Annotated in this window: 20 protein-coding genes; 6 read left to right on the top strand and 14 right to left on the bottom strand. The window is 47.4% G+C overall.

The features are described 5' to 3' along the window. Window positions 1-167 precede the first annotated feature (167 nt). Window positions 168-1,034, top strand: a complete 867-nt coding sequence (locus tag BLW49_RS19235; RefSeq protein ID WP_076312144.1) for a kinetochore Spc7 family protein — start codon at window positions 168-170, stop codon at window positions 1,032-1,034. Between the two features lie 133 nt (window positions 1,035-1,167). Here the strand turns inward: BLW49_RS19235 and BLW49_RS19230 are convergent, their stop codons facing one another. After that, on the bottom strand, window positions 1,168-3,195 hold the full coding sequence (locus BLW49_RS19230) for a S9 family peptidase (RefSeq protein WP_076312143.1): 2,028 nt from the start codon (window positions 3,193-3,195) through the stop codon (window positions 1,168-1,170). Window positions 3,196-3,429: 234 nt separating this feature from the next. After that, on the bottom strand, window positions 3,430-4,569 hold the full coding sequence (locus BLW49_RS19225) for an LLM class flavin-dependent oxidoreductase (protein WP_076312142.1): 1,140 nt from the start codon (window positions 4,567-4,569) through the stop codon (window positions 3,430-3,432). A 184-nt stretch (window positions 4,570-4,753) separates the two neighbouring features. Here BLW49_RS19225 and BLW49_RS19220 point away from each other — a divergent pair, with 184 nt between their 5' ends. Continuing rightward, window positions 4,754-5,626 carry an AraC family transcriptional regulator gene (locus BLW49_RS19220; protein WP_076312141.1) on the top strand — a complete coding sequence of 291 codons (873 nt, stop codon included), beginning with the start codon at window positions 4,754-4,756 and terminating at the stop codon, window positions 5,624-5,626. Window positions 5,627-5,655: 29 nt separating this feature from the next. Here the strand turns inward: BLW49_RS19220 and BLW49_RS19215 are convergent, their stop codons facing one another. The 3 genes from BLW49_RS19215 to BLW49_RS19205 are packed head-to-tail and all read right to left on the bottom strand — an operon-like array spanning window position 5,656 to window position 8,625. Further along, window positions 5,656-6,480 carry a carbohydrate ABC transporter permease gene (locus BLW49_RS19215; protein ID WP_305954035.1) on the bottom strand — a complete coding sequence of 275 codons (825 nt, stop codon included), beginning with the start codon at window positions 6,478-6,480 and terminating at the stop codon, window positions 5,656-5,658. A 25-nt stretch (window positions 6,481-6,505) separates the two neighbouring features. Beyond that, complete coding sequence (locus BLW49_RS19210; protein ID WP_076312139.1) at window positions 6,506-7,375, bottom strand: carbohydrate ABC transporter permease; 870 nt, start codon at window positions 7,373-7,375, stop codon at window positions 6,506-6,508. A 2-nt stretch (window positions 7,376-7,377) separates the two neighbouring features. Continuing rightward, window positions 7,378-8,625 carry an ABC transporter substrate-binding protein gene (locus BLW49_RS19205; protein WP_076312138.1) on the bottom strand — a complete coding sequence of 416 codons (1,248 nt, stop codon included), beginning with the start codon at window positions 8,623-8,625 and terminating at the stop codon, window positions 7,378-7,380. A gap of 337 nt (window positions 8,626-8,962) precedes the next feature. Here BLW49_RS19205 and BLW49_RS19200 point away from each other — a divergent pair, with 337 nt between their 5' ends. After that, window positions 8,963-10,396, top strand: a complete 1,434-nt coding sequence (locus BLW49_RS19200; protein ID WP_090726246.1) for a PstS family phosphate ABC transporter substrate-binding protein — start codon at window positions 8,963-8,965, stop codon at window positions 10,394-10,396. 78 nt (window positions 10,397-10,474) lie between these two features. On the opposite strand, the gene BLW49_RS19195 is transcribed toward BLW49_RS19200, so the two are convergent. Further along, window positions 10,475-11,263, bottom strand: coding sequence for a hypothetical protein (locus tag BLW49_RS19195; RefSeq protein WP_090726244.1), 789 nt, complete (start codon window positions 11,261-11,263; stop codon window positions 10,475-10,477). A 33-nt stretch (window positions 11,264-11,296) separates the two neighbouring features. Between BLW49_RS19195 and BLW49_RS28560 the strand changes: the two genes are divergently transcribed. Then, window positions 11,297-11,530, top strand: coding sequence for a DinB family protein (locus BLW49_RS28560; RefSeq protein ID WP_143042139.1), 234 nt, complete (start codon window positions 11,297-11,299; stop codon window positions 11,528-11,530). Between the two features lie 146 nt (window positions 11,531-11,676). Here BLW49_RS28560 and BLW49_RS19190 read toward each other — a convergent pair whose 3' ends face one another. From BLW49_RS19190 to BLW49_RS29520, 8 genes are all read right to left on the bottom strand, one after another. After that, complete coding sequence (locus BLW49_RS19190) at window positions 11,677-11,880, bottom strand: helix-turn-helix transcriptional regulator (RefSeq protein WP_076312135.1); 204 nt, start codon at window positions 11,878-11,880, stop codon at window positions 11,677-11,679. Window positions 11,881-11,893: 13 nt separating this feature from the next. Beyond that, entirely contained in the window at window positions 11,894-12,265 is a 372-nt protein-coding gene (locus tag BLW49_RS19185) for a DUF2178 domain-containing protein (protein WP_076312134.1), read from the bottom strand. Between the two features lies 1 nt (window position 12,266). After that, on the bottom strand, window positions 12,267-13,262 hold the full coding sequence (locus BLW49_RS19180) for a hypothetical protein (RefSeq protein ID WP_090726241.1): 996 nt from the start codon (window positions 13,260-13,262) through the stop codon (window positions 12,267-12,269). Continuing rightward, complete coding sequence (locus BLW49_RS19175) at window positions 13,246-13,929, bottom strand: ATP-binding cassette domain-containing protein (protein WP_090726239.1); 684 nt, start codon at window positions 13,927-13,929, stop codon at window positions 13,246-13,248. The genes BLW49_RS19180 and BLW49_RS19175 overlap by 17 nt, the downstream gene beginning before the upstream one ends. An 11-nt stretch (window positions 13,930-13,940) precedes the next feature. Next, complete coding sequence (locus BLW49_RS28880) at window positions 13,941-14,102, bottom strand: hypothetical protein (protein ID WP_177178796.1); 162 nt, start codon at window positions 14,100-14,102, stop codon at window positions 13,941-13,943. Between the two features lie 478 nt (window positions 14,103-14,580). Beyond that, window positions 14,581-15,504, bottom strand: coding sequence for an AEC family transporter (locus BLW49_RS19170; RefSeq protein WP_076312131.1), 924 nt, complete (start codon window positions 15,502-15,504; stop codon window positions 14,581-14,583). Window positions 15,505-15,636: 132 nt separating this feature from the next. Further along, window positions 15,637-15,957, bottom strand: a complete 321-nt coding sequence (locus BLW49_RS29525) for a hypothetical protein (RefSeq protein WP_305954034.1) — start codon at window positions 15,955-15,957, stop codon at window positions 15,637-15,639. A gap of 41 nt (window positions 15,958-15,998) precedes the next feature. Further along, window positions 15,999-16,463 carry a nucleotidyltransferase domain-containing protein gene (locus BLW49_RS29520; RefSeq protein WP_371264588.1) on the bottom strand — a complete coding sequence of 155 codons (465 nt, stop codon included), beginning with the start codon at window positions 16,461-16,463 and terminating at the stop codon, window positions 15,999-16,001. Window positions 16,464-16,745: 282 nt separating this feature from the next. Here BLW49_RS29520 and BLW49_RS19160 point away from each other — a divergent pair, with 282 nt between their 5' ends. Both BLW49_RS19160 and BLW49_RS19155 read left to right on the top strand, forming a co-directional pair. Further along, the gene (locus BLW49_RS19160; protein WP_090726236.1) at window positions 16,746-17,261 is read left to right on the top strand and encodes a mismatch-specific DNA-glycosylase; all 516 of its coding nucleotides are present in this window, start codon (window positions 16,746-16,748) and stop codon (window positions 17,259-17,261) included. A gap of 177 nt (window positions 17,262-17,438) precedes the next feature. Further along, window positions 17,439-18,458 carry an SDR family oxidoreductase gene (locus tag BLW49_RS19155; RefSeq protein WP_076312129.1) on the top strand — a complete coding sequence of 340 codons (1,020 nt, stop codon included), beginning with the start codon at window positions 17,439-17,441 and terminating at the stop codon, window positions 18,456-18,458. Window positions 18,459-18,676: the final 218 nt, after the last annotated feature.

The raw sequence follows: 18,676 nt of genomic DNA, 5'->3' as shown, positions 1-18,676 counted from the left end.
AAAATAAAGTATATATGAATAGATCCGATTTGAATATGAACGGCTTATGAGGAAGAACCCGTAAGAACAGGCAGGATGCCTATTCTTGCGGGTTTTTTTGTGTTTATGCGTTTTTATTTAAGTGGATCAGAGAAAACAATCGAAGTGAGAAGGGAGAATGAACGAACGTGAATAAGTCTAGTGAGATTCAAGCATCAGGGATTAGGAAGGTGGGCGTGCTAAGTACATGGTGGAAAAAAGGCGGGCTGCTGCTCGCCTCCATCGGCCTAGCGATAACGCTAACTGTACCTTCAGCTCTTGCGGCAGGGTTCGAATTGTCCATTACGGGCAAGAAGATGCTGGATCAAACCGTATCGTCGTCGGGCACGACCATGTCATCCGAGCTCCGTAAGCAGGAGAGCAGGCTGAAGACCCTCCAACAGCAGGATCAATCCCTTGATCAGCAGATCCGGGCGATTTACTATGCGAATAAGGAATTAGAAACCAGACTGCTTGAACGACTCAGACAGCATGAAGCTGCACAGATTGAAATATTAACACAGGACGTGGCGAACACGAAGAAACGGTATGAACCACTGTTTGCACTCTATTCATCCCTGAACAAGGAGCTGACCCTTGTAAGAAAGCTGAAGAACAAGAATCTGACTGCTGCAGTGGAGTCGCAGGTAGATTCGACCAAAGTTGCGGTTACGCTCGCAAAGGAAGAGATCAAACGTAAACAGGACAAGCTGACCGGGGCAAAAAAGGCGAGAGACGCCGAAGTCAAGAAGGTCAGGACAGCACTCGCCCAGAAAAATCCGGTCCAGGTACAGATTAGAGCGGCCAAGAGCAATATATCTGCAGCGAAGAAACGATTTACAGAGGAAATGAAAAATTTTAATCTGGTGGTGAAGAAGAAGGAGGGTACAGCGGTTCTGTCATCGATTACAGCATTATGCACCATTGCAGAGGACATTGTAAGACAAAAGGAAGAACAGTATAAACTGGAGTCGAAGGTGAAGCAGGTAGTCACAGGAGCGGGCAAGCTGCTCTAATACTCTCGTATCGATTCTATATTGAAGCTGAAGCAAGGCTGCACGTCATTCATCACCATTCATGTAGAAGTGGTGACGATGTGCAGCCTTGCCTCATGATTATTCTTTAGAGGTTTGAAGTTCGATCACGAGCTTATTTATGCTCGTCAAACCAGCGGACAATATGATTCAAGCGTTTGACACGCAGACCTGGATGTCCGCCGCGTGACAGCTCATGGCTGGATTTCGGGAATCGAATGAACTGAGTCTTCTTGCCAAGCCGTTTCAGTGCAATGAAGAGCTGCTCTGCCTGCTCGATCGGACACCGATGATCCTCTTCTCCATGAAGAATTAGAAGTGGAGTCTCCACTTGTTCGACATAAGCCAGGGGAGAGTGCTTCCACAATAGCTCGGTATTCTTCCATACGTCACCGCCAATTTGATCCTCCGTGAAGAAGAATCCGATGTCGCTGACGCCGTAGAAGGAGATCCAGTTGGAGATGGAGCGCTGCGTAACTGCTGCCTTGAACCGGTTCGTATGCCCTACAATCCAGTTGGTCATAAATCCGCCATAGCTGCCACCTGTTACGAAGAGCTGAGATTCATCCACAAAATCGTATTCAGTCAATGCATAGTCTACAGCTTCCATGAGATCTGCGTAATCTCTGCCGCCATAATCTCCACGCACGGCATTAACGAATTCCTGGCTGTATCCGTGGCCGCCGCGTGGATTCGTATAAATGACCGCATAGCCTCTAGATGCCAGCAGCTGAAATTCCAGCATGAACGTAAATCCATACATGGCATGCGGACCGCCATGAATTTCGAGCACGGTCGGGATTTTTGTTCCGTTTGGTATTCCTGCGGGCTTCATCACCCAGCCTTGAATAGGTTGCCCGTCCGATGCCTTATAGTAGAATTCTTCCGGCTGAATGAGTTCAATTTCTTGGAGGAAGGCCTCATTGTGCTGTGTAAGTCTGCTCTCAAGCTGTGATTCGGTATCGAGGAGGAACAGATCTCCCGGCTGAGCCGGATCTGCAGCAGCAAGGATGAATTTCTCGTCAGTAAACTTCTCAAATTGATAAATATCTCGATTGCCTTGCGAGATCCATTCGCAGCCAGAACCATCTGCTGCAATCTTTGCCAGGTGTACACCGCCCTCACGCGAGACCAGACTGTATACCGATTGACCATCCTGACTGAACACAGGTCCGTTAGAACGAGTGCCGGATCGCATGTCGGTTACCATGGAGTTGCTGAGCTGGATATCATGTGCTTTCGTTACGGACAGCCATTCACCGTCCTGAACAGGACGAATGAACAGATTCACTTGGGTCGCGTTATGATGAGAACGATCACTTCCGAAGATGGCAAGCTTCTTCCCATCCGGGGAGTAACTGACAGCATATACTGACCATTCGGAAGAGGTGAGCTTCCGGCGATTCTCTCCACTTGCATTGATGACGTAGACGTCGGTAATCAAACTGAGATCCGGGTCTGTGTCATCCTCTGATATTTTCGCAACGAAAGCGATATTCTCTCCATCCGGTGACCAGCAGAAATCTCCGATGTCATAGTCTCCACCTGTTAACGGAGCTGCGGCGGCATTGGACTCTAATTGTTGTATGTATAGATGAGATCTGCGTCCGTTCCAGCGTCCTGTCCCGTCGGCTTTATAACGAATTCGATCAATGATTTCTTCTTCCAGCGGCTTCTTGGAATCTGCTGTGTCTTTCTTTGTTTCTTTCGATTCTTTTGATTCATTCGAATCTGTCTCAGCGTCTGACTGTGGTTCAACTTGCGTACGGAACAACAGCTGGCTGCTGTCCGGTGACCACGCAAACCCGCTTACGCCATGCTCAGCATGGGTAACGATCTGCGCCTCACCGCCATTAGCAGGGATAACCCAGACCTGTGGCTTGTCTTGATGGTTACGTATAAAAGCAAGCTTCCCTCCATCGGGGGACCATATCGGCTGACGATCCTGTTCACCGCTTGTAAATGCGATATCCTCATGACTGCCCAGCTCTACCATCCGGATATGAGAGCTATATCCGTCACGATCCTTGTTAACGGTCTTGGATACATAAGCCACACGTTCTCCATTGGGAGAAACAGAAGGATCGCTTGTCCAGACGAATCGATACAGATCTTCTGCTGTAATGCCTCGTTTATCACTCATACCTATAATCCTCCTAAATCGAAGTCGTTGGAAAGTATTGTCGTTCTTTACTATCATATCTCAATAAATTGAGTGATCACAATGTAACTTTAAATGATAGATAAGAAGGAAGGAGGGGAAATATCGATGGGCTTGGAGAATTAATGTGCCTGGAGAACCGATGTGCTAATTAAATTCTGCCGGTGCAGCAGCAAAAGAGCCTAATCCCTTATCGAGATTAGGCTCCACACACATTTATACACTGACTGTAATGGAACGGTCAGCCAGCTTTTTCTTAACTAAAGGCATCAATAGACGACCTGAAATTTCGGCTTCTTCCAAATGTGGATATCCGGAGAGAATGAAGGAGCTGACACCCGCATCCACAAATTCCAGCAGTCTGTCTGACACCTGCTCTGGTGTTCCGACGAAGGCTACGGCGCCGCCGCCGCGGACGGCAGATAAGCCTGACCATAGGTTAGGTCCGATAATATAGTCCTGCTCCTTCGATTGCTCATACAGATCCATCTGGCGTTTCTGGTTCGTCGCATCTGTCTTGGCATGAAGCTTCTCCTGATTCTTCAGTTGATCGGGTTCGACCTTGCTCAGAATATTCCAGGCGGCTGCCCAAGCTTCTTCCTCTGTCTCACGCACGACAAGCTGAGCTCTAATTCCGTATCGAAGCGTGCGTTCGACACCTGTGTTGTCTTTCAGTTCCGCAAGATGCTGCTCCATCTCGGCGATTTGTCCTTGAATCCATTCCAGCGGCTCGGCCCACATCAAGTAGACATCCGCGCTCTCCGCTGCAACCTTCTTGCCTGAAACGGAGCTTCCTCCAAAGTATAGGGGCGGGTGCGGATTCTGCACAGGAGCGGGCTTGCTTACACCGCCTTCAACCGAGTAATGCTTGCCTTCATAATCAAATCCTGCTCCGCTGCCATCTTCGCCCCAGACACCTTTAACGACATCCAAAAATTCCTTCGTCCGCTCATAACGTTCGTCGTGGCTTCCATGAAGCGGGTCGCCGGTTGCCTTGAGATCCTGAGGATAGTGGCCAGTAACAACATTGATGAGCGCACGGCCGCCGGACATTTGATCCAGAGTGGAGGCCATACGGGCTGCAAGCACAGGTGAGATAAGCCCTGGACGCATGGCAATAAGCGGCTTCAGCTTGGTGGTATGAGCCGCGACCCAAGAGCCGACGATCCATCCATCCCAGCAATCTCCTCCGGCAGGAATGAGTGTGAACTCGTACCCTGCCTTTTCTGCGGCTTGTGCCACCTGTATGAAATATTCCTGGGAAGGCTTGCGCTCGAGTAGGGTACCAATATATCTTCCATCCCCATTCGTGGGAATAAACCAACCAAACTCTACGGATTGTGCTGTTGTGCTCATTATCATGCACTCCTTTCAAGGTATGCTTGCAATATTGTCAATCACTCTATATATTTGGTATAAAAATAATTACAACTAATACGGTAGGAATAGTACAGTAATTAGTTTAACAACCTTGAACGAATTGAACCATATCAATAGAAGGGAATAAGATTTATCATTTTGTGGGTATCGGAGGGGTTAGATGTTTACAAATATGAAGGAAGACGTTCACGAATTTCTGGAGATTCATTTTTTTAATCCCTCTGCTTATGAGAAGGGGAGTGCTGCATGGCCCATCCGTTTAGGGGCTAATGCTGCCAAACCAGCCTATCGTATTGGACCAAGGGTAACGCCATACTACTACCTGCTGATGGTGCTTGAAGGCGAGGGGACGTTCATTCAGAGCGGAAAGACCTACTCGCTTCGCCCGGGGGACTTGTTCTGTCTCTTTCCTCAAGTTACACACGAATATTACACCGCAGAGGACAAGACGTTACGGAAAATCTTTTTTGCCTTTGACGGAAAGCACGCGCTGTCCTTGCTTGCAAGAGCAGGTCTTGGGCCGTCAAGACCCCATTTGCAGGGAGGACTGAATGATGAAGCCGTTGAGATCATGAAGTCGTGGTTCGATCACTGCCGAATGGAGCTGACCGATTTATCGCGGCTGACCTATCTCCAGAAGGTATTTGATGCACTTGCTGTGAATGAATCGAGTCTGGCTGAGACGTCGGAAGAGCCTTCTTGGGTCCAGCAGGGTAAAGAGTATCTGGAAATTCATTACGCTGGAGGCATTACCATCAAGAGTGTAGCTGATTATGTTGGCGTTGAGCGCACACATTTTACTAAAACATTCCACAAAACGTATGGTATTTCTCCGATGAAATATATGCAGGAGCTGCGGATGAATGAGGCGAAGCTGCTTCTCACAGGTACAAACTATAAGCTCGGTGAAATTGCCCAATCTGTGGGATATCCTGATCTGTTCTCCTTCTCCAAAGCGTTCAAGAGCTATGAGGGCATCTCACCAGCCAAATACCGTGAAAAACACACAAAAGGACAAGCTCTGAGGGGATAACCCTTGACTTGTCCTTTTGTGTGTTTTATTTAACCTTTGAGAGAGCCGGCCGTCACCCCTGAGATGAAGAACCGCTGTAGGAACAAGAACATGACCAGCATAGGCAGAGATATGATGACTACGCCTGACAAGAGTCCTGGATAATTCGTAGAATACTCACCCTGGAACTGCAGCAGCGCCAGCGGGAGGGTCATCTTCGATTGATCCGTAATCAGCAGGAGCGGGAACAGCAACTCGTTCCATACCGAGACGAACAAGAAAGTAGCCGTCGCTGCTAGATAAGGGACCGAGAGCGGCATCGCAATCTGGAGATACATGCGTGACTCTCCAGCTCCATCGATACTGGCGGATTCAAACACCTCTCTAGGCAAGGATTTCATGAAGCCGTTGATCATGAACACAGAGAGCGGCATAAGAACCGATACGGAGACGAGGATGAGACCGATTCGGCTGTTCGTCAGCCCCAGATCCCGCAGGAAGGAGTGTATCGGAATCATGTTGACCTGTGAAGGGACCATGAGACCAATGACGAACAGGAGCAATATTGTTTGTGATATTTTATTCTTAAGACGGTACAGTCCGAACGAGATCATGCTTGCAAGAACAAGCAGTACAGCGACTGTCGAGAACGAGACGATGACACTGTTGCTGAAATACATCAGCATCGGCTGGCTCTGAAATAAATGAATATAATTATCCAGCGAGAAGGAGGAAGGCACTCCGATCGGATTCATATAGAATTGCTGCTGGTCCTTCATCGTTGCCATGACGACAACAAGCAGCGGAAGCAAAATAATAATGGCGTATAGCGTGAGCAGCAGCTTGCCGAGCGTTCGAGCAAACAAGGGATACACTCCTCCTTTCACATGCTAGGCTTTGTTATACAGCACGGTCTGAGCGAATCGCTTTGAACTGCAAGAAGGTGACCAGTGCAATAATAGCTAGGAAATAAATCGATGCTGCCGAAGCATGCCCGAAGTTGTAATTTTGATAAGCCGAAGAATAAATATACGTCGATAAGATCTCGGTAGAGTAAGCCGGACCCCCGCGGGTCATGACATATATCAGATCAAACGCCTTAAATGATTGAATCGTTGTGTAGGCGATGACCAGTGTAGCTGCCGGTGCCAGCAGAGGCCAGGTGACGAATCGGAATATTTGCCAGCGGTTGCCGCCATCTAGTCTGGCCGCTTCATTAATTTCTTCCGGAATTCCATGCAGACCGGCCACGAACAGAATAACCATCTGACCAATATGCGCCCATGCCTGGATGCCAGCAACGGAATAAATCGCGATGGACGGATCACCCAGCCAGTTGTTAGTAAGGAAGGACAAGCCAATGCGATTCAGCACCTCATTGAGCAGTCCCAGATTTGGATCATAAATGTAAGTTCCGATAAACCCTACTGCCGCTGACGACAGAATCGTCGGGAAGAAATACAGCGCCCGCAGGCCGATGTTGGCTTTGGAATTACGGACGAGCAGAAGCGATAGGACCAGTGATACAAGCGTCTGCACAATAACTACACTGAACATGAACTTCAGATTGTTGCCGATGGCTTTGTGAAAGATCGTGTTTTCCGCGACATTGACATAGTTGCTGAGCCCAACAAAGTTCATCGTATCCGACATGCCGTCCCAATCTGTGAAGGAGTAGTAGAGCCCCTGTAAGGTGGGATAAATAAAAAACACGAGATACAAGAGCAGGCCGGGTACGAAAAACCAGTAGATTGATTTGCGTACACCCATAATTACAGGTTCAACTGCTGGTCAACAATGGCTTGGGCATTCTCAGCAGCCTTCTCCGGTGTAATTCCTGACATCACTTCCTGAATCGAGCTGGTTACCGCTTTTTGAATCTCAATATTGGTAATGAGGTAACGAGGCTGGAAACGAGTGTTCTTTGTACTCCAGTCACTAATGGCTGTCAGTGCTGGCGATGTATATTCAATATCCTTGACAGGGACATCCTGCTCGGTTTCGTTAGCTACCTTGCCCGCAGCTTCTGCTGTACTTAAGAATTCAAGGAATTTCTTCGCTTCATCTGGATGCTTCGATTTACTGTTTATGCCCAGCATGAACGTTGTTGTATGAATGCCTTCGTATGTCGCTTCGTCAGCAGGCACTGTGATCGGTGCAAGCAGGTTCAGATCTAATTCGGGGTTACCCGCGAGAATGGCAGACATGGAATAGGAGCCTGTTGCAATCATGGCTGCTTTTTCCTGAGCCATTAGGGCGATCGCACCATCCGTGTTCGTACCCAGCGCACCTTCCTGGAAGTAACCCTTGTCATTTAACTCCTTAAACTGAGCAAGCGTCTTAACCCACCATTCATCTGTCAGCTTCGCTTCTCCAGACTCCAGCTTGGCAAAGATTTCTTCGTCCGGTGCATTATTCATCATCATCGGGTTCATGAATTGACCGGGACCGATATCTGCGCCGGGGAAGGCAATGGGGATAATACCCTCGCTCTTCAGCTTCTCGCAGAGGGCGAGGAAGCCTTCCCAATCGGTCGGCGGCGTAAGACCATATTGTTCAAAGAGTCCGGCATTATATACTGGCACATTGTAGATCAGATTGTAGGGCAATGCATACTGTTTGCCGTCCTTTGCACCGGATTCAATCAGATCAGGCTTGTAGTTATCGACGAAGGCCTCACCTGTCAGATCCGTATATAAACCGGCCTTCAGAATGGATTCGAACTGGGCTCCCGGGAAGGATGCGAACACATCACCGACCGAACCATCCATGAGCTTGGCTTGCGCCGTCGTTTGATACTGCTCGGACGGGAAGGTCTGCATGGTGACATCAATATTAGGATTCTCGGTTTCGAATTCACTGATAAGCTCGTTCCATACAGCAGCTTCGCTGTTCCAATGAATAAAGCTGATTTTTACTTTACCGCCTTCCGAGCTGCTGTTGTCGCTTCCGCATGCGCTGACAACCAGAGACAAAGCCAGGGTAATTATAGCCATCGTGGAACGTTTTTTCTTTTTCATGAATAAGCCTCCTCCGTAGTCTACATAAACAAAAAAACGACAGAAGGATAGATCCTTAGTATCCATTGTCGTAGAATTCAAACTTCAAAAGAGCATAAATAAATAACCTACTAAATTAGTTGGAATAGTGTGCATTAGCATCATACCACTTCCCGGTATCATTCAGCAATGTAAATTCGTGTTGTTTGAATTTTGTAATTTTGTGGTTTGCAATGATATTTATCACTTATAATATAAATTCTTCGGTACAACTTTTTATGGAAAGTTACGTTTATATTAGGTAAGGTAGAACTGGTTTGTTAGACACTTTGTCGTAGAGAAATAGGGGGCATTAGTAATGACTGATAAAAATGAAGCACCAAAGAAGGGGGAAGTTAAATCCTCCAAATGGGGGTTGTGGTTTAGAAAAAGCATCGTATTCTGCTTAATGTATGTTGTCTTGTCTTTCTTTTTTGGGGGAATTATAGGTGTTCCGGCGGGAAAGCTGCTGTTACATCATCAAGTACCTGATCTTGGTGTGTTTCTGATCGCGGCGGTTTACTTCTATTTAATGGTTACCGTGTTTGTGAGTTTTGGTGCGTATGTATCCAGAGAGATAGGGGCGTATTCGCGAATTCTTCTACTGTCGATTATACCTCTGCTAGCATTCGCTCTTTATTATTGGGGGCTGGGAATGCAGCTGTCAGACGGAGATGCGAGGGAGCTGTGGAGCTCGTCCTGGATGTGGTATTCACTGAATCTATACTGGGCAAATCCGGTATTGAAAGTATTATCCGCATATGGTGCGGGAATGGTCGCTGTTACGTTAGTTGCGGCACTTGTCCCGAGTATATGTTTCATGCTTGGTATTGTGATGCAAGGGAGAGCTAAGGTAGCCGTGAAGCATCGCACCCGAATGCTCGTATGGGGGGCGTTTCCTGTACTGGGCGTTCTCGCACTGCTGATTTCCATGGCGGTTCCAAAGGGGAGCTATACGGTGGATCAATATCCACAGATTGATGGCGCGACGGCGGCTATTCCTTTTGCTGAGAAGCTGAAGGCTGAACTAACCGGTGTTAATCAGCTGAGAGCAGCGGACGATACCCGGTTTAACACGACCCATGAGGCCTATCTTAACCTAATTGAGGGACGGGCGGATCTGATCTTTGTTGCAGGCCCTTCTGAAGATGAGGTCTCCACAGCAACCAAAAATGGGGTGGAGCTGGAGCTTCATCCTGTAGGGAAGGATGCATTTATATTTTTGGTGAACGATCATAATCCGATCAGCGGTCTGTCAACAGAGCAGATTCAGGATATATACGGCGGGTTTATTACGAACTGGAGTGAGGTCGGAGGGAAAAATGAGCCGATTCTAGCTCTGCAGCGCGAGGCCAATTCCGGCAGTCAGACCTTTATGGAAAAAGGAGTCATGGCCGATGCGGTACTCACCGAGGTGCCGAAGGAACAGAAGGTCAGCCTGATGGGCGGCTTGATTGACCGAGTGGCCGCATACAACAATGAAGAGAATGCCATCGGGTACTCGTTTCATTATTATGCGAGTGAAATGTATCAGAAAGAAAACGTCAAATTTTTGGCAATCGATGACGTGATGCCGAGCAGGGACACCATCCGTTCTGGTACATATCCGTACACTGCTGAGCTCTATGCTGTAACCCGATCGGATCTGCCGGAGGATCATGCAGCACGGGAGATAGTGGAGTGGCTTCAAGGAGAGGAAGGCCAGCAGCTTGTGGAGGAGGGGGGCTTCATTGCAGTTGGTGAAGATGAGTAAAAGAATAAAAGATAAAAAGAGTAAAAGATTAAAAGATTAAAAGATTAAAAGATTAAAAGATTAAAAGATAGTGCTGGCTCAAGGGTGCTGCGTTCGCGAAAGTTTCGTCCGATCGTTCTTGTCCGGGAATGGCATAGGATTAGATAAGAAGGAAGCCATTCCCTCCCAAATACGAGCGCTACGCTTCTCCCGATAACTTTTCGCTCCCTCCGCAGGGGAGCCAGCGAAGAGAGCCATTCCTTCCTCATCTTCGATTGGAAGGGGCGGCTTGTGAGAAGTCCGGCGTGTGAGGCAGCCGGACACTCTTGGGTTGGGGGTGAAGCTGCGAAGTAAAGAACTTGTGTGCTGGCTCAAGGGTGCTGCGTTCGCGAAAGTTTCGTCCAAGCGGCTACGCTTCTCCCGATAACTTTTCGCTCCCTCCGCAGGGGAGCCAGCGAAGAGAGCCATTCCTTCCTCATCTTCGATTGGAAGGGACGGCTTGTGAGAAGTCCGGCGTGTGTGGCAGCCGGACACTCTTGGGTTGGGGGTGAAGCTGCGAAGTAAAGAACTTGTGTGCTGGCTCAAGGGTGCTGCGTTCGCGAAAGTTTCGTCCAAGCGGCTACGCTTCTCCCGATAACTTTTCGCTCCCTCCGCAGGGGAGCCAGCGAAGAGAGCCATTCCTTCCTCATCTTCGATTGGAAGGGGCGGCTTGTGAGAAGTCCGGCGTGTGTGGCAGCCGGACACTCTTGGGTTGGGGGTGAAGCTGCGAAGTAAAGAACTTGTGTGCTGGCTCAAGGGTGCTGCGTTCGCGAAAGTTACGTCCAAGCGGCTACGCTTCTCCCGATAACTTTTCGCTCCCTCCGCAGGGGAGCCAGCGAAGAGAGCCATTCCTTCCTCATCTTCGATTGGAAGGGACGGCTTGTGAGAAGTCCGGCGTGTGAGGCAGCCGGACACTCTTGGGTGGGGGTGAAGCTGCGAAGTAAAGAATTTGTCTACGTAGAATGGCTCTCAGCCCAAACGGATGTAAAACAGAAGATACGGCTAAACAATCCATTTACCAAAGTACCTCAAACCCGCATATCGGAAGTGCTGATTCAATTAGTTAATCACGGAGCCTATCACAGGGGCTTGTATCGACTAGGCTATCGACAATAGGCTTAAAGAGGACAAAAGTGTATGTGAGAATTTCATCGCTTTTGCAGCTCTCTATAAAAACTATGACTTGGTTCACCATCATAAATACCATTCTTTGAATAGATAGCAGCGTCGGGTGGTGAGTATTCATGCTCTCGTGGGAATTACTACTTTGGAAACTCGAAAATCTCCTCAATCTGCACACCAACAGCACGCGAGATGTCAATCGCCAGTTTCAGCGATGGGTTGTACTTTGCCGATTCAAGCCGGATAATAGTTTCGCGCCGGACACCGACCTTGTTTGCGAGTTCCTCCTGAGTGAGTTCAGCAAGCTGACGGTACTTCTTTAAATGGCTGATGTACTGTTCCATACATATTCCTCCGTTAGTGCTTTTCATAATACCAAAACGCCACAGCGTAGGTGATAAATGTCCCTGCCCAGCCGAGTGCGGCTATCAGCACGATAATTCCCTCTGGAATGTTCATACAAATGCCGAGGCCTATCGCAAACAACCCGATAGCGGGAATGAACATCGTCGTCGCTTTCGCTTTTAGTCGGTTCTCCTCGTAACGCTCGTCTGGCATCTCGGCGGCGATCCGTGCCGTAAAGTAGAAACTAAAAAAGCTAAAGAAACTGAAATAGAACAAATCGGGCGTTTCGTTGGTTAAGAAGTATCGGAATCCTAAGAACCCTCCGAAGCCCAACAACCATATAAAAGATTGATATTTCCTCGGCGGTCTTCTGCTTTTGAACATATCAAAACCCTCCTGTCAAAATCGCTATCAGTAACGCCAACAACAGCATAAAGCCCGGCACAACGTATTTGCGCGGGTGATGCCACAAGTCGCTCTGAACCTTCCAGTCGAGGAGCGGATACTTCATTTCCAGCCAGACGGAAAGACCGGCGCTGATGACCGCAAACAGCAGAGCGACCGGTATCATTATTGGAGCAAAGCTGCCTACCGCGAACCACCAAGCCATCAAATATATCCCACAAGCGACAACGTTCACTGTCGTAATGAACAGTGCGTATGGGAGCAAAACGCCCCCAGATTGCCGGGGCAAATGCTTAATTTGCCTGTATAAGTCTCTATCGCTGGACAACAAGATGCCGAGTGGAGTATTTAGGCACATCAGTGCGAAGCCAAGTGGCAGGACGTTTGGAAACTCACTCTTGCCCGCGATTGCGGCGAATACGCAACCGAAAGCCCACAATACGACCGTGTTACCGAGGTAGGTCTTGTTGTTCAGCAGATACCGAAGTAGATAGACGGTGAAGTTATGCCGTCTGTAGTTGATGTAGCGATATGCTGACACCCTCTTTTCAATGCGGAAAACGAGTGGATATGTCACCAACCCGCTGACAATAAAACACACGAAGAACCCGACCAAAGCCGATAAGCGAAGATCGCTAACCGCCAAATACCCAATCAGTAACAACCCCGTCTTGGTGAGTAGTGTATAAAGCGCAACCGCCATATAAAATGCCGCGTGAAACTGAGTGGGGCTTTCCGGTAGCATAAGCTGTCCGCGCAAGCTGTTCACGGTATCCTCCGATGACAGCACCTGCACAAACCCGCCAACCGTTGCTACAATGGTAGCCAACCACAACACAATCGGTGTGATTTCGAGCACTAACCCTGATGAACGCAAGGAAAACAGCACAATAGCCCAAACCACCAGTGTTTTCGGGACACGCTCATACTTCGAGCCCATAAACTTTTTCAGATTGGCGTTAAGAATCCGTGTCATTGAGTGCCTCCCTGATTTTCTCCGCGTCAATCTGTCCTTGGAAAAACTCACGGCTTATTGCACCATTTTCAAGCACTAGAACGTGGTCGGCGGTCAGGCAAATGCTCTCCAAAACGTGGGAGGAGAACATTATTGTGCCGTGTTGCCGATAGGCGTTTATCAGCGAGTACAGGTATTCCGTGCTTTGGAAGTCCAGACCGTTCACAGGTTCGTCAAGCATAAGCAGGGGTAGGCGTAGCGCAAAGCCAGTAATAAGAAATACCTTGCGCCTATTTCCGGTGGACAGATCACGAATCAGCACACGACGGTATTCATTAAAACCGAAGCCGCCCGTCAACTCATCCACTACAGCTTTATCGACTGTCTTTCCATATGCTGTAAAAGCGTGAGAGAGGTACTCGTTGAAAGTGTAATATTGAAACGAAGCGTCCTCAGAGAAAACAGTGTAGCGGCTCGATTTGAAAGTGAGATTTGTGAAGTCTACACCGCCTTTATACTCTTTATGAACACCTGATAATGTATTGATAAGCGTGGATTTCCCCGCTCCGTTCAAACCGATAAGTCCAACGACTTTATTTCGTTCCAGTCTGAGCGATAAGTCTTTAATGACTGGGCTGCCTTTGCGATACCAGATACTTAAGTCGTTGATGTTTAGTAATTCTCCCATAGTACTACCACCTATTGTTTTTTGTTGACCTTGAATGCTGAGTATAGAAATAACACACCGACGAGGATAGACAATACGCCGTTCCACCATTCAAGGTTACCGCGAACGAGAACAACCACACCTGAAATAACCAAAATCACGCCGCCCAAGATGCGAATAACCTTAAGTCTCATAATAAACCTCCCTGATTTCGTGACAAATAAATCACTTAATGTTACAATTACATCACATTTTTATTCCAAATACAAGAGAAGATTTTTTATATACGAAACTTGCGACCAATCATGTGATTATTAAGTATTACGATAATATAGCTGCATGATAGCTGTGATATGGAGGGGACTCATGAAAAATTGGTCGTTTGAATAGGATGACACAGGATGCCGTTATATTATTCAGTCTTGCGAAACGCCTGACCTGTCTTTAGATGAAATTATAGAAGACTTTGATCGTCGCTTTCCGGATGCGGTTAGAAAGACAATCTATATTGATACGTGTGAGCTTGAACTTCACAGTGACTTTAAACCGATGTCTATATTTAGTGAGAGGGACGCCTATTATAGTAAAAGGAATTACACAATTCTTACCTACTTTTAAATTACAAAAAGCCTGGATCGACCATCAAGTGTCGATACCAGGCTTTGCTTCTGTTTATGCAAATGATTTTGCTAATGCGATAAGTCCGATTAGGGTGATGATGTTAAACAATGTAGAGATAAGCACGGTCTGTGCTGCAAAATCCGGTTCGTTCTGATACTCTTCCGCCAGAATGGAGGAGTTCACGCCTGTCGGCATCCCAGACGCAATAATCAGGGCCTGAGCCGTAATGCCTTCAAGTCCAAGTGCAAACACCAGTGTGATACCGATGGCGGGACCCACAAGCAGACGGATAATCATACTGATGTATACGCTGAGTCTGCCAAACCGGAGTGGATATTTCATAATCTGGGCTCCAAGCGTCAGGAGAGCAACAGCTACCATAGAATCTCTGGCATAATCGAGCGGCATGGAGAGGAAGGTCGGCAGCGGCGCATCAAGAACATTCCACAATATTCCGAGCAGCAGCGCATAAGGAACCGGCATTTTTAAGAAGCCGATGATGACACTTCGGTAATTCCCTTTCAGCTTGGCCCCTTGAATAGACAGGACCCCGTACGTAAAAGTCAGCAGGCTTTGCATCGACATAATGAAGGCCTGAACCGATGCAGCCATTGGATCTCCCTTAAACACAAGTGCACTGATGGGCATTCCGTAGTTTCCGGCATTATCCAGCATAATACTGTTGTTGAAGGCCGCCTTCATGCCTTTGCTGAATTTAAAGGATTTGGAGACGATGGACCCGATAATATATAAAATGAGTGCATAGAAAAAGTAGAATAAAACGATGGTCCCGAGCAGCTTTCCGGACATTTCGGATAGATACATGCTCATGAACACGGCAGCAGGTGTAATAAAATAAAAGTTTATCTTCGAAAGTGTGTAGAGATCGAGATTGAACGCGCGCTGCATCAGTGACCCCACTGCAATAAGTACAAATACAGGCAGAACCACTTCCAGCAAGATGTCTGCAATCATGAAGTTTTCAGCTTCTTTCTATCAAGTTATGTAACATTTCTGAATGTTTTCAAAACACTCGTTACATTATAGCACTTTAGAGAAGCTGTGGAGACGGAAGTTTGTTACTTTTTCGTTTTAATATCGTTTACATTATAATTTATTGGTCTCTTCGATTAAGTCTTGAAGCTTCGCCGCCGCAAGCGTCAGCTGATGTGGATCAGGGGAGAGCAGCTCTATAATCTCATCAATGCGCTGCTTATAGTGAGCAGGCTTCAAGTCAAAACCTTCAATCAGCTGAACCGCCCGTTTTTCGTTGATGCAGTGCTGTTCATTCTTGGCGAACAAGATCTGGTTCATGCAGGACAGGCTTCTGAACACATGACCCATCACATAATAGCTGTCGTCTTTGGTGACATATTTCTGAGCAAGCATTAAGGAGAAGGAAGCTTCAAACGAAAAGAAATCGATCATACTCTGTTTATAAGCCCCAGGATAAGGGGTAATTTGTTGTTTCAGTGAGGCAAGATGGTGGTCAGAATCAACCAAAACTTGAGCAATCGCAAGTTCCCCCAGTACATCCCGTTCATATAGGCATGAGGATGTCCTGGCTGATAATTCGCATTGATTTTTCCGCCAAGACAATCGTGAATGACTTGCTCCACACGCTCCATATCCCGCAGGATCAAATCGACATGACAGCCATCAATAACAAACCAGCCTCCGGCATTGACCCATGGACCCCAGCCCCCTATCGGTGTAATGGGATGGTCAACAGGCTCATCATTTAGATCCTTCACAGCCTTATTGATCTCATCAATGCTAAATCCTGACTTCAAATCGTAATATACGCCGATATCTATATCCGAGTCCGCTTGGTGGGTTCCTCTCGCACGAGAGCCGCCGAGAACGACACCGACGATGCCGGGAACAGGGGATAGAAGGGCTGTTATCTTATTCAGTAACGGAGTGATATTCATTTTAATCAGCCTCCAGTTCAATTGTTTTATATGGAATGTATTAGCATAGGGTTAAATGAGAGAGATCATTGTGATAATAATAAGCTGTGGAGATTACATTCTCCTCCTCACAGTCACTTGGTTGCGAATGAAGTTGGTAGCAGCTTGGGTTCTTTTATCATCGTTCGGGTATTGTGTATTATGGAATCCAGAAACTTTATTTCACTATACTTTACCAAAAAATACAAGAAGAGATCTACTAGTAGATGATTGTAGAAATTTTAGCTAAGGAGCTTGTTAAATATGGAGGCAATTCTAGATCATTTGGAGCCGGGCCTACAGATCGTATTTATCGGCTTTAACCCAAGCATACGTTCAGGAGAAACCGGACATCATTATGCCAACCCACGGAACAATTTTTACCGGATTCTATATCAGGCGGGTCTAACACCTCGTCTGTATCAAGCGGAGGAAGACCAGGATTTGCTGAAGCTGGGTTACGGGTTTACCAATATTGTGGCAAGACCGACGAAAGGCATTGAAGATATTACGAAGGAGGAGTATGCGGAAGGCAGAATCCTTCTGAAAAATAAGCTGGAGAAGTACAGACCGGAAGTCGCCTGCTTCGTCGGCAAGGGTGTATATGCCCAGTATTCCAAAAAATCAAAGGCGTATTGGGGCTTCCAGCCAGAGCCTTATCTCTCAGGTATGCACGAATTTGTAGCCCCTTCCTCCAGCGGGCTGGTGCGAATGCCAATGACGGAGATTATTGAGATCTATAAGCAGCTTGGCGATTATATTCATCGGGAGAGAAGCTGAACAGAATGAGGGCATCTTGCAGAAGGAGTCTATTGCAGGGTGCTTTTTTAGATGGGATGAAAGGAATATGAGGACTGATGTCGAAATACGGACATGATGGACAGAAAAAAAACGATCTCAGTAAAGCGTAAGAAAACGGAGTAACGCCCGGTTATATTCTAGCGGAGGTGGATAAACATGAAAGCGCTTTTTATTGGAGGCACGGGTACCATCAGTTCTGCGATCACTCGCCAGCTGCTCGAACAAGGATGTGAGCTGTATCTGCTCAATCGAGGGAATCGGAATGAAAGCTTTGCAGCAGGAGCTGCGGTTCTGCAGGCCGATATAAACGATGAGGAGCAGGTTGCCAGCCTGATTCAGGATCTGCAGTTTGATGTCGTGGCGGATTTTATTGCATTTCATCCAGCCCATGTTGAGCGGGACTACCGCTTGTTTAAGGATAAAACCAAACAGTATATGTTTATCAGCTCAGCTTCAGCATATCAGACACCGTTGTCGGACTACCGTATTACAGAGGGAACTCCATTGTCCAATCCGTACTGGGAGTATTCCAGAAACAAGATCGCATGTGAAGAGTATCTAACACAGCAGTATCGGGAGCATGGATTTCCGATCACCATCGTTCGACCAAGCCACACGTATGATGAAAGATCAATTCCGCTTGGTGTTCACGGCAGCGGCGGCTCATGGCAGGTTGCAAAGCGCATGCTTGAGCATAAGCCGGTTATTATTCATGGAGACGGTACAGCACTATGGACGATGACCCATAACCGTGATTTTGCCAAAGGCTTTATTGGTCTGATGGGGAATATCCATGCCATTGGTGAAGCTGTCCATATTACCTCGGATGAGACGGTCACCTGGAATCAAATCTATGAGATTATAGCCGACAGCCTTGGTGTGAAGCTGAATGCCGTTCATGTGGCGTCAGAGTTTCTGGATGCGTGCAGCACCCAAGACTTTAGAGGAAGTCTGCTTGGCGATAAAGCCAACTCCGTCGTGTTTGATAATTCCAAGCTGAAGCGGCTGGTCCCTGATTATGTGGCTACGACTCGGCTGGATCAAGGAATTAAGGAAACGGTCCAATATATACTTGCGCATCCAGAGCTGCAAAAAGAGGATAAGGAATTTGATATTTGGTGCGACAAAGTCATTCAGGCGCTTGAAGCGGCTGCAAATATACTCGCTGAAAAATAAGCGGCGCAGCCAGCCAACACGAATTTCATAAAAAAGGGTCCGACATCTGCTTCTGCAGCATCGGACCTTTTTCATAATCCCCCCACATCAGTTAATAAGAAGTGTGGGGGATGCTCTTAACGGAGGTAGGCTGATAAGCGAAGAGAGCGAAGGGGTACAGAGAGAAGCGCCAGCGTTCGTAACCAAGAACGATCGAACGTACCTTTCGCTATCGAAGC

The sequence above is a fragment of the Paenibacillus sp. PDC88 genome, from assembly GCF_900106725.1.
In the GTDB taxonomy this organism is placed as follows: domain Bacteria; phylum Bacillota; class Bacilli; order Paenibacillales; family Paenibacillaceae; genus Paenibacillus; species Paenibacillus shunpengii.
The sequence above is the reverse complement of the archived record's forward strand: the minus strand, read 5'-3'. Positions and strand labels throughout refer to the sequence as shown.